A 13,719-nucleotide genomic window follows, 5' to 3' on the forward strand; every position below is an offset into this window, starting at 1 on the left:
CCACGAACCACGCCCCAGCCCCCGAAACGCCCCGTGCACTCGACGGAAGGACCGACACCATGAGCGCACCCACGGACGACACGGCCACCCGGCCCGCGGCCACCGAGCCGCTGAGCCAGGACGAGGCCATCGCGTCGCTCGGCCACTACACGTACGGCTGGCACGACCCCGACGTGGCCGGCGCCTCCGCGCGCCGCGGCCTGTCGGAGGACGTCGTGCGCGACATCTCGCGGCTCAAGAACGAGCCCGAGTGGATGCTCAGGACGCGCCTGAAGGCGCTGCGCCTGTTCGACAAGAAGCCCATGCCCTGGTGGGGCGCGGACCTCTCGGGCATCGACTTCGACAACATCAAGTACTTCGTGCGGTCCACCGAGAAGCAGGCCACCAGCTGGGAGGACCTGCCCGAGGACATCAAGAACACGTACGACCGCCTCGGCATCCCGGAGGCCGAGAAGCAGCGTCTCGTCGCGGGCGTCGCCGCGCAGTACGAGTCCGAGGTGGTCTACCACCAGATCCAGGAGTCGCTCGAGGAGCAGGGCGTCATCTTCCTCGACACCGACACGGGTCTGCGCGAGCACCCCGAGATCTTCGAGCAGTACTTCGGCTCGGTGATCCCCCCGGGCGACAACAAGTTCGCGTCGCTCAACACGGCCACGTGGTCCGGCGGCTCGTTCGTCTACGTGCCGCCGGGCGTGCACGTCGAGATCCCGCTGCAGGCCTACTTCCGGATCAACACCGAGAACATGGGCCAGTTCGAGCGGACGCTGATCATCGCGGACGAGGGCTCGTACGTGCACTACGTCGAGGGCTGCACCGCGCCGATCTACCAGTCGGACTCGCTGCACTCCGCCGTGGTCGAGATCGTCGTGAAGAAGAACGCGCGCGTGCGCTACACGACGATCCAGAACTGGTCGAACAACGTCTACAACCTCGTGACCAAGCGGGCGACCGTGGCCGAGGGCGGGACGATGGAGTGGGTCGACGGCAACATCGGCTCCAAGGTCACCATGAAGTACCCCGCGATCTACCTCATGGGCGAGCACGCGCGCGGCGAGACGCTGTCGATCGCGTTCGCCGGCGAGGGCCAGCACCAGGACGCGGGCTCCAAGATGGTGCACGCCGCACCGCACACGTCGAGCTCGATCGTGTCGAAGTCGGTCGCGCGCGGCGGTGGCCGCACGTCCTACCGGGGTCTCGTGCAGATCCTCGAGGGCGCGTCCCACTCGGCGTCCAACGTGCTGTGCGACGCGCTGCTGGTCGACCAGATCTCGCGCTCCGACACCTACCCCTACGTGGACGTCCGCGAGGACGACGTGTCGATGGGCCACGAGGCGACCGTGTCGCGCGTGAGCGAGGACCAGCTGTTCTACCTCATGTCCCGGGGCATGGCGGAGACCGAGGCCATGGCGATGATCGTGCGCGGGTTCGTCGAGCCCATCGCGCGCGAGCTGCCCATGGAGTACGCGCTCGAGCTCAACCGCCTCATCGAGCTGCAGATGGAAGGGGCCGTCGGCTGATGACGACCACGACGAACGAGGGCGCCGCGACCGGCCTCTCGACGGACCACTCGCGCGCGGTCGCCGACGGTGCGCACAGCCACGGCATCGGCACGGTGCCCGAGGCGTCGCGCGCGGCGCGGCCCACGAGCTTCGACGTCGCCGACTTCCCCGTGCCCACCGGGCGCGAGGAGGAGTGGCGCTTCGCGCCGGTCGACCGGTTCGCACCGCTGTTCGCGGGTGCGAGCGACGGCGTCCTGACGGGCCACGGCGTCCTCACGACCGTCGTCGAGGCGCCCGAGGCGCGCGTCGAGATCGTCGACCGCGACGACGCGCGCCTCGGCCGCGCGGGCGTCCCCGGCGACCGCGCCGCGGCCGTCGCGTGGGCGTCGTTCGAGCGCGCGACCGTCGTGACGCTGCCGCGCGAGTCGGTGTCCTCGAAGGTCACCTCGGTGGTCGTCGAGGGCGTCGAGGGCGCCGGCACGCACGAGGCGCCGCTCGAGCCGACGGCCGCGCACCTGCTGGTGCACGCCGAGCCGCTCTCGCAGGGTGTCGTCGTGCTCGACCACGTCGGGCACGCCAACCTCACCGAGACGGTCGAGATCGTGGCCGAGGACGGCGCGCACCTCACGGTCGTGTCCGTGCAGGACTGGGCGGCCGGCTCGGTGCACGCCGCGAGCCACCGCCTGCGCATCGGCCGCGACGCGACGGTCAAGCACATCGTCGTGACGCTCGGCGGCGACGTCGTGCGCGTCACCCCCGACACCGAGTTCGTCGGCGAGGGCGCGTCGGTCACGGCGCTGGGCGCGTACTTCGCGGACGCCGACCAGCACCAGGAGCACCGCCTGTTCGTCGACCACGCGGTCCCGAGCTGCGTCTCGCGCGTGACCTACAAGGGCGCGCTGCAGGGCGCCGGTGCCCACACCGTGTGGGTCGGCGACGTGCTGATCCGCGCGGCCGCCGAGGGCACCGACACCTACGAGCTCAACCGCAACCTCGTCCTCACCGACGGGGCGCGCGCCGACTCGGTGCCGAACCTCGAGATCGAGACGGGCGTCATCGAGGGGGCCGGGCACGCCTCGGCCACCGGGCGCTTCGACGACGAGCAGCTGTTCTACCTGCGCGCCCGCGGCATCCCCGAGGCCGACGCGCGTCGCCTCGTCGTGCGCGGATTCTTCGCCGAGCTCATCGGCGAGATCGGCGTGCCCGAGGTCGAGGAGCGGCTCATCGCGTCGATCGAGGCCGAGCTCGAGAAGTCCATGAGCGAGATCCTCGGCACGACGCCCCAGGTCGAGGGCTCCGACGCGTCGGTGACCACGGCATGACCGCTCAGCTCGCCTGCCTGACGGCGGACGTGCCGGTCGCCGGCACGCTGCGCGTCGAGCTCGAGGGCCCCGCCGGCCCCGTCGAGGTCGCCGTCGTGCGCGACGAGACCGGCGACTGGCACGCCATCAGCGACATCTGCTCGCACGGCGCCGTCTCGCTGTCCGACGGCGACGTCGAGGGCTGCACGGTCGAGTGCTGGCTGCACGGGTCGAAGTTCGACCTGCGCACCGGTGAGCCGCTGTCGCCTCCCGCGGTCCGCCCCGTCCCCGTCTACCCCGTGACCGTCGACGGCGAGCGCGTGCTCGTCGACGTCGACGCCCCGCTCTGACCCCCGAGGAGTACCCCGAGATGTCCACCCTGGAGATCCGCGACCTGCACGTCAGCGTCGAGACGAAGGAGGGCCCCAAGCCCATCCTGCGCGGCGTCGACCTCACCGTGAACAGCGGCGAGACCCACGCGATCATGGGCCCCAACGGGTCCGGCAAGTCCACGCTGGCCTACTCGCTGGCCGGCCACCCGAAGTACGAGATCACGTCGGGCACCGTGCTGCTCGACGGCGAGGACGTGCTCGCGATGTCGGTCGACGAGCGTGCCCGCGCCGGCATGTTCCTCGCCATGCAGTACCCGGTCGAGGTGCCGGGCGTGTCGGTGTCGAACTTCCTGCGCACCGCGAAGACCGCGATCGACGGCGAGGCGCCCCCGCTGCGCTCGTGGGTCAAGGACGTGCGCGGTGCGATGGACAACCTGCGCATGGACGCGTCGTTCGCCGAGCGCTCGGTCAACGAGGGCTTCTCGGGCGGTGAGAAGAAGCGCCACGAGATCCTCCAGATGGAGCTGCTCAAGCCGCGCTTCGCGATCCTCGACGAGACCGACTCGGGCCTCGACGTCGACGCGCTGCGCATCGTGTCCGAGGGCGTCAACCGCGTGCGCGAGACCACCGACGTCGGCATGCTGCTGATCACGCACTACACGCGCATCCTGCGCTACATCAAGCCGGACTTCGTGCACGTCTTCGTCGACGGCAAGATCGCCGAGCAGGGCGGCCCCGAGCTGGCCGACCGCCTCGAGAACGAGGGCTACGACCGGTTCCTGCCGGCCGGCACCTCCGCCTGAGCACCGTCCCGGTGGCCGCCGGGCGCCCCGCGCGCACCGGCGGCCACCGGACCCTCGTCCCTGGGCGACCGTCGCCACCTGACCCCGCGCCCCCGCGGGGTCGCCCCGCCGGCCGCCTCCCGTCCGCCCGGAGGACCCCATGACCAGCACGCTCGAGCCGCTCGCGTCGACCCTGTCGGCCGCCGAGCTCGCCGCCGTGCGCGCCGACTTCCCGCTCCTGGAGCGCACGCTGCGCGACGGGCGCCCGCTCGTCTACCTCGACTCCGGCGCGACCTCGCAGAAGCCCGAGGTCGTCCTCGACGCGGAGCAGGACTTCTACACGCGGCGCAACGCGGCCGTGCACCGCGGCGCGCACCAGCTCGCCGAGGAGGCGACGCACGCGTTCGAGGACGCCCGCGCGCGCGTCGCCGGGTTCGTCGGCGCGACGCCCGGCGAGCTCGTGTGGACGTCGAACGCGACCGCCGCGATCAACCTCGTCGCGTACGCGATGTCGAACGCGACCGCGGGACGCGGGGGCCAGGCCGCCCGCCGGTTCGCGCTCGCGCCGGGCGACGAGATCGTCGTCACCGAGTCCGAGCACCACGCGAACCTCGTGCCGTGGCAGGAGCTCGCGGCCCGCACCGGTGCGACGCTGCGCTGGATCGGAGTGGACGACGACGGGCGCCTGCGGACCGACGAGCTCGCGACGGTCGTCACCGAGCGCACGCGCGTGCTGGCGTTCACGCACGCGTCGAACGTCACCGGCGCGGTGACCCCCGTCGAGGCGTTCGTGGCCCGCGCGCGCGAGGTCGGCGCGCTCACCGTGCTCGACGCGTGCCAGTCCGTGCCGCACCTGCCGGTCGACCTGGGCGCGCTCGGCGTCGACTTCGCGGCGTTCTCGGGGCACAAGATGTACGGCCCCACGGGCGTGGGCGCGCTGTACGGGCGGCGCGAGCTGCTCGAGGCGATGCCGCCCGTGACGACCGGCGGCTCGATGGTCGAGGTCGTCACCATGGAGGCGACGACCTACGCGCCGCCGCCGCAGCGGTTCGAGGCCGGCACGCAGATGGTGTCGCAGGCCGTCGCGCTCGGCTGCGCCGCGACGTACCTGTCGGAGCTCGGGATGCCCGCGGTCGCGGCGCACGAGCGGCACCTCGCGGGGCTGCTGCTCGGCGCGGTCGCGTCCGTGCCCGGCGTCCGCGTGATCGGCCCGACCGACACCCGCGAGCGGCTCGCGGCGGTGTCGTTCGTCGTCGACGGCGTGCACGCCCACGACGTCGGGCAGGTGCTCGACGACGCCGGCGTGGCCGTGCGCGTCGGCCACCACTGCGCGCAGCCGCTGCACCGCCGGTTCGGCGTCGCGGCCACGGCCCGCGCGAGCGCGGGCGTCTACACGACCGACGACGACGTCGCGGCGTTCCGGGAAGCACTCGCGGGGGTCCGCGCGTTCTTCGGACTGGGCGGCGCGACGACGGACGGGAGGCCCGCATGAGCTCGGCCATGGAGCAGCTGTACCAGCAGGTCATCCTCGACCACGCGAAGTTCCCGCACGGCCGCGGCCTGCCCGACGGTGTCGGCGCGGTCGGTGTCGCCGCGGCCGACCACGGCACGTGCGCGGCGACGTCGCACCAGGTCAACCCGACCTGCGGCGACGAGGTGACGCTGCACGTCGACGTCGACACGAGCGGCGGCACGCCGGTCGTGCGCGGCGTCGCGTGGGAGGGCCAGGGCTGCTCGATCTCGCAGGCGTCGACGTCGGTGCTGCACGACCTGGTCGTCGGCCAGGACCTCGCGACCGTCGACCGGCTCGCCGCGTCGTTCCGCACGATGCTGCAGTCGCAGGGTGCGGGGCTCGCCGACGAGGCCGAGGAGGAGGCCCTGGGCGACGCGGTCGCGTTCGCGGGCGTCTCCCGCTACGCCGCTCGCGTCAAGTGCGCCCTGCTCGGCTGGGTCGCGCTCGACGACGCCCTCATCCTGTCCGGTGCCCGTACGACGGAGGACGCATGACCACCGAACCCACCACCCCCGCCGCGGTCGACGGCGACCCCGCAGCCGCGGGGGCCGCAACGGTCGCCGACGTCGAGGAGGCGATGCGCGACGTCATCGACCCCGAGCTCGGCATCAACGTCGTCGACCTCGGCCTCGTGTACGGCGTCGTCATCGACCAGACCAACACCGCGGTCATCGACATGACGCTCACGTCGGCGGCCTGCCCGCTGACCGACGTCATCGAGGACCAGTCCGCGCAGGCGCTCGACGGCATCGTCGACGGCTTCCGCATCAACTGGGTCTGGATGCCGCCGTGGGGCCCCGAGAAGATCACGACCGACGGCCGCGAGCAGATGCGGGCCCTCGGCTTCAACATCTGACGCAGCACGTCGCACGCCCCCGCACCGGACCGGTGCGGGGGCGTCCGTGCGTCGGCCCGGCGGCCGGGGTCCGACCGAGCTGCTCAGAGGCTGTCGGTCGCGAACGTGTCGCACGCCGCGAGCGACCCCTGCTCGTAGCCGGTGGTGAACCAGCGCTGCCGCTGCTCGCTGGACCCGTGGGTCCACGTGTCGGGGTTCACGCCGCCGCCCGACTGCTGCTGGATGTGGTCGTCGCCGACGGCCGCCGCGGCGTCGAGCGCCTGCGCGAGCTGCTCGGCGGTGATCGGCTCGAGGAACGGCGTGTCCGTGCCCGGCCGCGGCGTCTCGGTCGCCGCACCGGCCCACATGCCGGCGTAGCAGTCGGCCTGCAGCTCGACGCGCACCGAGTCGGACTCGGCGCCACCGCCGCTCCGGTCGGCGCGGTCGAACACGCCCGTGAGGTTCTGCACGTGGTGCCCGTACTCGTGCGCGTAGATGTACATCTCGGCGAGCGGGCCGCCCTGTGCGCCGAACTGCTGCTGGAGCGTGGCGAAGAACGTCGAGTCGAGGTACACGGTCCGGTCGGGCGGGCAGTAGAACGGCCCGGTGGCCGCGGACGCCTGGCCGCACCCCGTGCTCGTGCCGCCCGAGAACTCCACCCCGCCGGGTGCGGCGAACGCCGTACCCGCCGGCAGGCTCGTCTGCCAGAACGCGTCCAGCGACTGCATGGTCGCCGAGAACCGGCAGATCGGGTCCGTGTTGGCCTGCTCGACCGTGCACTCCCCGACCGCGGTCTCCTGCTCGCTGCCGCCGCCCGGGCCGGCACCGAGCTGACCCGAGACGTCCTGCCCGGTGAAGAGGTAGATGGCGAGCGCGATGATCGCGACGAGACCGCCGCCACCGGCCGCGATCGTGCCGCCGCCGGCGCGGCGTCGCACGCGCCCGCCCTCGAAGTTCCCGCCCTGGCTGAAGGTCACGCGCACACGGTAGGTCCCGGCTCGCGGGCCCGCTCGTCGAGCGAGGGCTCGCCGCCATCCTCACGGTCAGTCGGCGAGGCCGCGCGCGGCGAGCGCGTCGCCGGTCGTGCGTGCGTGCGCGACCATCCGCACGGTCGCGGGGACGACGGTCGCGCGCGGGTCGCGCTCGAGGCCGCGCGCCCGCGCGGCGTCCCGGGACTCGCCGACCACGCGGACGACCACCGGCACGGTGCGCAGGAACAGCCCCACGGCCAGCGCGACCGTCTCGGGCGGGAGCCCCACGCGCCGCAGCGGCCGGGCCGCACGCGCGACGGTCGCGAGCAGGTCGTCGGCGCGCGTGGTCGCGGTCACGAGCGTGCCGGCGAGCACGAGCGTGAGGACGTCGAGCGCGGTCTCGACCCCGACGGCCCAGCCGCGCGCCCACGTCTGGTAGCCCGCGAGGACCGCGGCGGCGAGGACGACGGGCAGCAGACCGCGGGACGTGCGGCGCCACGGGAGGCGGGCGAGCGCCGCGAGCCCCCCCACGGCGACGAGCGCGAGGGCCGCCGTGGCCGGTCCGCGCAGGACGACCAGCACGACGCCGAGGCCCGCCAGCGCGACGAGCTTGAGGCCGGCAGGCGCGCGGTGCAGGACGCTGGACCCCGGGTGGTGCAGCCCGAGCGGACCCGCCCACGGTGCGCGCAGCGGACGGCCGGGTGCCGTCCCGCCGCGGCGTCCGACGGGGCTCACGGTGCGGCCAGCGCGTCCGGCGACCCGGTCATGAGCGCGCGGTACCGCGCGAGCGCCGGACCGGGCGCGTCGTCCGCGACGACCTGCCCCCGGTCCACGACGAGCACGCGCTCCGCGCGCGCGGCGGCGTCGAGGTCGTGCGTGACGACGACCACCTGCTGGTCGAGCGACGCGAGCAGCGCGTCGACGTGCGTGCGCCAGCGCAGGTCGAGCAGCGTGGTCGGCTCGTCGCACACCAGCACGGCGGGCTCGGTCGCGAGCACGGCGGCCAGCGCGAGGAGCTGGCGCTGCCCGCCCGAGAGCTGGTGCACCGACACGTGGGCGCGCTCCGCGAGACCGATGCGCTCGAGGGCCGCGTGGGCCCGCGCCGTGCGCTCGGCCGCGTCGGGCACCGTGCGGCGCAGCGACAGCGCGACGTCCTCGAGCGGCGTCGGCATGACGAGCTGCGCGTCGGGGTCGGTGAACACGAACCCGACACGCCGGCGCACGGCCGCGCCGTCGCGCACGGTGTCGAGGCCGTCGACGCGCACGGCACCGGCCGACGGCAGCACGAGCCCGTTGAGCAGGCGCGCGAGCGTGGACTTGCCCGACCCGTTGGCGCCGACGACCGCCACGCGGCGCTCGCCGATCCGCAGCGTCACGGGGCCCAGCAGGCGCACCACGCGCTCGGGCCCGCCCGCGGGGTCGGGGGACCAGGCCGTGACCTCGGCCGCGTCGAGCTCGATCACGCGCGGCGCGTCACGCGCGACCGCGGCGCAGGTCGGGGAACGCGCGCAGCACCGCGAGCGTCACACCGGCGGCGAGCAGGTTCTTCACGACGTCGCCGGGCCAGTAGACGACGTCGATCGCGAGCGCCTCGCCGGGCCCGACCCCGAGCCGCGCCATGAGCCCGACGATCCCCGCGGGGTGCGTCACGAGGAACGACGAGCCCAGCCCCGCGGCGACCAGCAGCGGGTAGCGCCACCGCGGGCGCGCCCGCAGCGCGAGCCCGCCGAACCACCCCGCGGCGGCCGCCGCGAGCGGGAACGCCAGCAGGTACCCGGCCGACGGCTTGCCCAGCACGCCGAGCCCGCCGGTCATCTCCGCGAACACCGGGACGCCCGCGAGCCCGACCACGAGGTACAGCGCGACGGCGAGGAACCCGCGCCGCGCACCGAGCACGAGGCCCGCCACGACGACGGCGAACGTCTGCAGCGTGATCGGCACGGGCGTGCCCGTGGGGATCGCGGGAACGAGCGCGCACGCCGCGACGAACGCCGCGAACGTCGCGACGAGCGCGACGTCGGTGCTCGTGCGGCGTGCGGCGCGCGGCTCCGGGGGAGCGGCGGGCGCGTCGGCCACCGGTGCGGTCGACGCGTCGACCAGGGATGACGTGCGGTCGTCGGGCAAAGCGCTGGACATGGCGGGCCTCCTGGCGGTGGGCTGGGCGTTGCCCGTGGTCGTCCGACGGGTGCTCGGGCCGCTGGCCACGCTAGCGGCTCGGTAGGATGGTGGGCGTTTGTGCGGGCCGCCAGAACCGTCGCGGCTTTCTCGTAGGAAGTCGCTCGTCGGACACCGAGCCGAGCGCCGCACGCACCCGCACCTGTCCGCACGGACATCTGCCCGGACCATCTGCACGGAACCGAGGGACCACCTGTGATCACCGCCTCGGGCGTCGAGCTGCGCGTCGGCGCCCGCGTCCTGCTGGAGCCGACGACGTTCCGGATCGCCGCGGGCGACCGGATCGGGCTCGTCGGGCGCAACGGCGCCGGCAAGACGACCCTCACCAAGACCCTCGCGGGCGAGACGCAGCCCACGGGCGGCACGATCGCGCGCGGCGGTGACGTCGGCTACCTGCCGCAGGACCCGGCCTCGGGCGACCTCGAGCAGCTCGCGATGGACCGCGTGCTGTCGGCGCGCGGCCTGGACGCCGTGCTCACGGCGATGCGCGAGACCGAGGGGCTCATGGCGTCGACGGACGACGCGACGCGCGACAAGGCGATGGACCGGTACACGCGGCTCGAGGCGCGGTTCACGGCGGCCGGCGGCTACGCGGCCGAGAGCGAGGCGCACCGCATCACCGCGGCGCTCGGCCTCGACGACCGCGTGCTCGGTCAGACGCTCGGCACGCTGTCCGGTGGCCAGCGCCGCCGCGTCGAGCTCGCGCGCATCCTGTTCTCGGGCGCCGAGACGCTGCTGCTCGACGAGCCGACCAACCACCTCGACGCCGACTCGATCGTCTGGCTGCGGGACTACCTCAAGGTCTACCCCGGCGGGTTCGTCGTCATCAGCCACGACGTCGAGCTGCTGCGCGCGACGGTCAACAAGGTGTTCCACCTGGACGCGAACCGCTCGCAGCTCGACCAGTACAACCTCGGCTGGGACGCGTACCTGAAGCAGCGCGAGACGGACGAGAAGCGTCGCCGTCGCGAGCGGGCCAACGCCGAGAAGAAGGCCGCGACGCTGCTCGCGCAGGCCGACAAGATGCGCGCCAAGGCCACCAAGGCCGTCGCAGCGCAGAACATGGCGCGCCGCGCCGAGCGCATGCTCTCGGGCCTCGAGGAGGTCCGCGTGTCCGACAAGGTGGCGAAGCTGCGGTTCCCGGACCCGGCGCCGTGCGGCCGCACGCCGCTGACCGCCGAAGGGCTGTCGAAGTCCTACGGCTCGCAGGAGGTCTTCACCGACGTCTCGCTCGCGATCGACCGCGGCAGCAAGGTCGTCATCCTCGGCCTCAACGGTGCCGGCAAGACGACGCTGCTGCGGATCCTCGGCGGGCTGCAGGACCCCGACACGGGCGAGGTGCGCCCGGGGCACGGGCTCAAGCTCGGGTACTACGCGCAGGAGCACGAGACGCTCGACCTGTCCCGGACGGTCGTCGAGAACCTGCGCACCGCGGCGCCCGACCTCACCGACACGCAGGTGCGTTCGGTGCTCGGCTCGTTCCTGTTCTCCGGCGACGACGCCGACAAGCCCGCGCGCGTGCTGTCCGGCGGCGAGAAGACGCGGCTCGCGCTCGCGGCCCTCGTCGTGTCGAGCGCGAACGTGCTGCTGCTCGACGAGCCCACCAACAACCTCGACCCCGCGTCGCGCGAGGAGATCCTCGCGGCCCTGCGCGGCTACACGGGCGCGGTCGTGCTCGTGAGCCACGACGAGGGCGCGGTCGCGGCGCTCGAGCCCGAGCGCGTGCTGCTGCTGCCCGACGGCGACGAGGACCTGTTCGGCCCGGACTACCTCGACCTCATCGCGCTGGCCTGAGGTCGCGTCGCGGCGCGCGGGGCCGGCCGCCGCTCCCCGCGCACGGGGTCGCGCGCCGTGCGCCGTCAGAGCGGACGCGCGGCCTCCTGCGCGTCGATCTCGGCGTCCTCGTCGATCTCGTCGCGGCCCCGGGCGCGGCGCGGCCGGCGTGCGGGCGTCGGATCGGCCGGACCGCCGCCGGTCGGCGTGGGACCGAGGGGGAGAGCCGCCGTCCCGGTCCACTCCCGGCGCGCCGACACGCTGAACGCGACGAGCCCGCCGAGCGCGAACACCCACCACTGGAACGCGTACGACAGGTGCGAACCGGGGTCCGTGCTGGGCGCCGCCAGCGTGCCGAGGGCCACGTCGGGTGCGGGCACCTCGCTCACGAGCGAGCCGTAGGCCGCGTACGGCGCGCCGTCGACGCCGCCGGCCGCGAGCACCTGCGCGGGCGCGATCGAGTGCGCCTGCCCTGCCGGTGCGGTCCGCGTGCTGGGGGACTCGCCCGGGCGCAGCCGCACGGTCACCGCGACGTCGCCGGCAGGGGGAGCGGGGACGTCGACGTCGGCTGACCCGTCCGCGCCCGTGGGCACCCAGCCGCGGTCCACGACCAGCACCCGGCCGGCGTCGGCGGGCGGGCCGAACGCCCCGGGCGCGGCGTCCGTGACGAGCAGCGGCACGAGCGCGTGGTACGCGGGCGTGCCGTCCACGGGCCGGTTGCGCAGCAGCACGGTCGCGTCGACGAGGTACTGCCCCCGGACCTCGACGGACCGCCACGCGTCGGCGTCCGGGAGCGTCGCGGCCGGGTCCGGCACGACGTCCGCGAGGTCCACCGGCGCGGCCGAGTAGTTCGTCTCCACCACCGCGATCGCGGCGTCGCGCGCGACGTGCCGGTGCCACTGCCAGCGCCCCAGGAACGTGCAGACCACCGCCACGACGATCCCGACGACGACCAGCCCGACGGCGCGTCGGCGCGCGTCGGCGCGCAGGTCCGCCGGCGTCAGGCGCAGGACGTCGTCGCCCGCGGGCGGCGTCGAGGTCACGCCTCGACCCGGTCCAGGTCGTCGACGGGGACCACGTCGCGCAGGAAGTCGCGCACGCGCAGGTACTCCGACAGGTGCTCGCGGTGGTCCTCGCACGCGAGCCACACCTTGCGACGCTCGGGCGCGTGCAGCTTGGGGTTGTTCCACAGCACGCCCCACGCGGGCACCTGCCGGCAGCCCCGTGCGCTGCACACCAGCTCGTCGACCGCGTCGGGCACCGCCGTCGGGGTCTGGTTCACCGTCCACCTCCCAGCTCGTCGTGGCGGGGCGCGGCACCGATCTGCCGCGCCTCGAAGGGCACGTCGCCCGCGTCGCGCCGTGACCTGGCCGTCGTGGCGAGCAGCACCGCGACGTAGGGCAGCACGCTCGCGGCGACCAGCAGCGCGAGCGGGACCCACAGGGGCGTGTGCGACCACAGCAGACCCGCGGCGACGAAGCACAGCACGCGCACGCCCATCTGCCACAGGTACCGGCGCTGCCGGCGGGCGAGGTCGTCGGCCGGCGACTCGGGGGCCGAGGTGATGCGGTGCACCTCCGGCTCCCGCCGGGCACCGTCCCGACGCGTGCTCACCACCCGATGGTAGGCGTCCCCGCTGTGCCCGGCCGCGCGGGCGGGTGCCGGTCGACGCACGTGGGCTTTGTCGAGGTCCCACAACCGCCGCGCCCCAACTCGTGGCGCCCCGCACCGCCGCGCCGCGCGCAGCCTCGGCTAGCGTCGTGTCCCGTGCCTGCCACGACACCCGAGCCCACGACGTCCGACGCCACCCCCCGCCAGCGCAGCGTGCTGGTGACCGGCGCCAACCGCGGCATCGGCCGCGCGATCGCCGAGCGGCTCGTCGCCGGCGGCGACAAGGTCGCCACGATCGTCCGCTCGGGCGGCGCGCCCGACGGCGTGCTCGAGGTCATCGGCGACGTGCGCGACACCGCCTCGGTCGACGCGGCGTTCACGCAGGTCGAGGCCGCGCACGGCCCCGTCGAGGTGCTCGTCGCCAACGCCGGCATCACGCGCGACCAGCTCCTCATGCGCATGACCGACGACGAGTTCGCCGAGGTCCTCGACGTCAACCTCACCGGCGCGTTCCGCGTCGTGCGTCGTGCCAGCAAGGGCATGATCCGGCTGCGCCGCGGCCGCATCGTCCTCATCTCGTCCGTCGTCGGGCTGTACGGCTCGCCGGGCCAGGTGAACTACGCGTCGTCGAAGTCGGCGCTCGTCGGCATGGCGCGCTCGATCACGCGCGAGCTCGGTGCGCGTGGCATCACCGCGAACGTCGTCGCGCCCGGGTTCATCGACACCGACATGACCAAGGCGCTGCCGGAGGACCGCCAGCAGGCCTACCTCGGGTCGATCCCGGCCGGCCGCTTCGGCCAGGCGGACGAGGTCGCCGCGGCCGTGCAGTTCCTCGCGTCCGACGCGGCCGCCTACGTCTCGGGCGCCGTGCTGCCCGTCGACGGCGGTCTCGGCATGGGCCACTGAGCCCACCGCCGCCACCACCCC

The 13,719-nt window shown here is 74.3% G+C and carries 16 protein-coding genes; 9 read left to right on the forward strand and 7 right to left on the reverse strand.

Annotated elements, in window-relative coordinates; translation table 11 throughout:
- Positions 1-59: 59 nt before the first annotated feature.
- The 7 genes from sufB to ATM99_RS14685 all read left to right on the forward strand — a co-directional run bounded on the left by sufB (position 60) and on the right by ATM99_RS14685 (position 6,283).
- Positions 60-1,517 (forward strand): Fe-S cluster assembly protein SufB, encoded by a 1,458-nt coding sequence (sufB, locus tag ATM99_RS14655; RefSeq protein ID WP_062103609.1) that lies wholly within the window; start codon positions 60-62, stop codon positions 1,515-1,517.
- Positions 1,517-2,821, forward strand: coding sequence for a Fe-S cluster assembly protein SufD (gene sufD / locus ATM99_RS14660; RefSeq protein WP_062103610.1), 1,305 nt, complete (start codon positions 1,517-1,519; stop codon positions 2,819-2,821). Before sufB ends, sufD begins: the two co-directional genes overlap by 1 nt.
- Entirely contained in the window at positions 2,818-3,150 is a 333-nt protein-coding gene (locus ATM99_RS14665; RefSeq protein ID WP_062103611.1) for a non-heme iron oxygenase ferredoxin subunit, read from the forward strand. The genes sufD and ATM99_RS14665 overlap by 4 nt, the downstream gene beginning before the upstream one ends.
- Before the next feature lie 20 nt (positions 3,151-3,170).
- Entirely contained in the window at positions 3,171-3,935 is a 765-nt protein-coding gene (gene sufC / locus ATM99_RS14670) for a Fe-S cluster assembly ATPase SufC (RefSeq protein WP_046528243.1), read from the forward strand.
- A 139-nt stretch (positions 3,936-4,074) separates the two neighbouring features.
- Positions 4,075-5,406: a SufS family cysteine desulfurase gene (locus ATM99_RS14675; RefSeq protein WP_062103612.1), complete on the forward strand. Its 1,332-nt coding sequence runs from the start codon at positions 4,075-4,077 to the stop codon at positions 5,404-5,406.
- Complete coding sequence (sufU, locus tag ATM99_RS14680; RefSeq protein WP_082659823.1) at positions 5,403-5,921, forward strand: Fe-S cluster assembly sulfur transfer protein SufU; 519 nt, start codon at positions 5,403-5,405, stop codon at positions 5,919-5,921. Before ATM99_RS14675 ends, sufU begins: the two co-directional genes overlap by 4 nt.
- Positions 5,918-6,283 (forward strand): metal-sulfur cluster assembly factor, encoded by a 366-nt coding sequence (locus tag ATM99_RS14685; protein WP_062103614.1) that lies wholly within the window; start codon positions 5,918-5,920, stop codon positions 6,281-6,283. The genes sufU and ATM99_RS14685 overlap by 4 nt, the downstream gene beginning before the upstream one ends.
- Positions 6,284-6,366: 83 nt before the next feature.
- Here the strand turns inward: ATM99_RS14685 and ATM99_RS14690 are convergent, their stop codons facing one another.
- The 4 genes from ATM99_RS14690 to ATM99_RS14705 form a co-directional block, all read right to left on the reverse strand.
- Positions 6,367-7,239 (reverse strand): neutral zinc metallopeptidase, encoded by an 873-nt coding sequence (locus ATM99_RS14690; protein WP_062103620.1) that lies wholly within the window; start codon positions 7,237-7,239, stop codon positions 6,367-6,369.
- Positions 7,240-7,305: 66 nt separating this feature from the next.
- Entirely contained in the window at positions 7,306-7,968 is a 663-nt protein-coding gene (locus ATM99_RS14695; protein WP_082659825.1) for an energy-coupling factor transporter transmembrane protein EcfT, read from the reverse strand.
- Complete coding sequence (locus tag ATM99_RS14700; RefSeq protein WP_062103615.1) at positions 7,965-8,696, reverse strand: energy-coupling factor ABC transporter ATP-binding protein; 732 nt, start codon at positions 8,694-8,696, stop codon at positions 7,965-7,967. Before ATM99_RS14700 ends, ATM99_RS14695 begins: the two co-directional genes overlap by 4 nt.
- 10 nt (positions 8,697-8,706) lie before the next feature.
- Positions 8,707-9,369, reverse strand: a complete 663-nt coding sequence (locus tag ATM99_RS14705; protein ID WP_062103616.1) for a biotin transporter BioY — start codon at positions 9,367-9,369, stop codon at positions 8,707-8,709.
- A gap of 234 nt (positions 9,370-9,603) precedes the next feature.
- On the opposite strand from ATM99_RS14705, the gene ATM99_RS14710 reads away from it, so the two are divergent.
- Positions 9,604-11,202 carry an ABC-F family ATP-binding cassette domain-containing protein gene (locus tag ATM99_RS14710; RefSeq protein ID WP_062103617.1) on the forward strand — a complete coding sequence of 533 codons (1,599 nt, stop codon included), beginning with the start codon at positions 9,604-9,606 and terminating at the stop codon, positions 11,200-11,202.
- A gap of 65 nt (positions 11,203-11,267) precedes the next feature.
- On the opposite strand, the gene ATM99_RS14715 is transcribed toward ATM99_RS14710, so the two are convergent.
- Genes ATM99_RS14715 through ATM99_RS14725 form a run of 3 tightly spaced genes read right to left on the reverse strand, consistent with a single transcriptional unit; the run spans position 11,268 to position 12,795 of the window.
- Positions 11,268-12,224 (reverse strand): SURF1 family protein, encoded by a 957-nt coding sequence (locus ATM99_RS14715; RefSeq protein WP_223305132.1) that lies wholly within the window; start codon positions 12,222-12,224, stop codon positions 11,268-11,270.
- Positions 12,221-12,463 (reverse strand): hypothetical protein, encoded by a 243-nt coding sequence (locus tag ATM99_RS14720; protein ID WP_062103618.1) that lies wholly within the window; start codon positions 12,461-12,463, stop codon positions 12,221-12,223. Before ATM99_RS14720 ends, ATM99_RS14715 begins: the two co-directional genes overlap by 4 nt.
- Entirely contained in the window at positions 12,460-12,795 is a 336-nt protein-coding gene (locus ATM99_RS14725; protein ID WP_062103623.1) for a DUF3099 domain-containing protein, read from the reverse strand. The genes ATM99_RS14720 and ATM99_RS14725 overlap by 4 nt, the downstream gene beginning before the upstream one ends.
- A gap of 153 nt (positions 12,796-12,948) precedes the next feature.
- On the opposite strand from ATM99_RS14725, the gene fabG reads away from it, so the two are divergent.
- Positions 12,949-13,698, forward strand: coding sequence for a 3-oxoacyl-ACP reductase FabG (gene fabG / locus ATM99_RS14730; protein ID WP_062103619.1), 750 nt, complete (start codon positions 12,949-12,951; stop codon positions 13,696-13,698).
- The last annotated feature ends 21 nt before the right edge of the window (positions 13,699-13,719 follow it).

It is taken from the genome of Cellulomonas sp. B6 (assembly GCF_001462455.1).
GTDB lineage: Bacteria > Actinomycetota > Actinomycetes > Actinomycetales > Cellulomonadaceae > Cellulomonas.

Excerpts from the sequence above, each read along its gene's own strand:
- sufB (WP_062103609.1), top strand. The coding sequence starts at position 60 with ATGAGCGCACCCACGGACGACACGGCCACCCGGCCCGCGGCCACCGAG.
- sufD (WP_062103610.1), top strand. The coding sequence starts at position 1,517 with ATGACGACCACGACGAACGAGGGCGCCGCGACCGGCCTCTCGACGGAC.
- ATM99_RS14665 (WP_062103611.1), top strand. The coding sequence starts at position 2,818 with ATGACCGCTCAGCTCGCCTGCCTGACGGCGGACGTGCCGGTCGCCGGC.
- sufC (WP_046528243.1), top strand. The coding sequence starts at position 3,171 with ATGTCCACCCTGGAGATCCGCGACCTGCACGTCAGCGTCGAGACGAAG.
- ATM99_RS14675 (WP_062103612.1), top strand. The coding sequence starts at position 4,075 with ATGACCAGCACGCTCGAGCCGCTCGCGTCGACCCTGTCGGCCGCCGAG.
- sufU (WP_082659823.1), top strand. The coding sequence starts at position 5,403 with ATGAGCTCGGCCATGGAGCAGCTGTACCAGCAGGTCATCCTCGACCAC.
- ATM99_RS14685 (WP_062103614.1), top strand. The coding sequence starts at position 5,918 with ATGACCACCGAACCCACCACCCCCGCCGCGGTCGACGGCGACCCCGCA.
- ATM99_RS14705 (WP_062103616.1), bottom strand. The coding sequence starts at position 9,369 with ATGTCCAGCGCTTTGCCCGACGACCGCACGTCATCCCTGGTCGACGCG.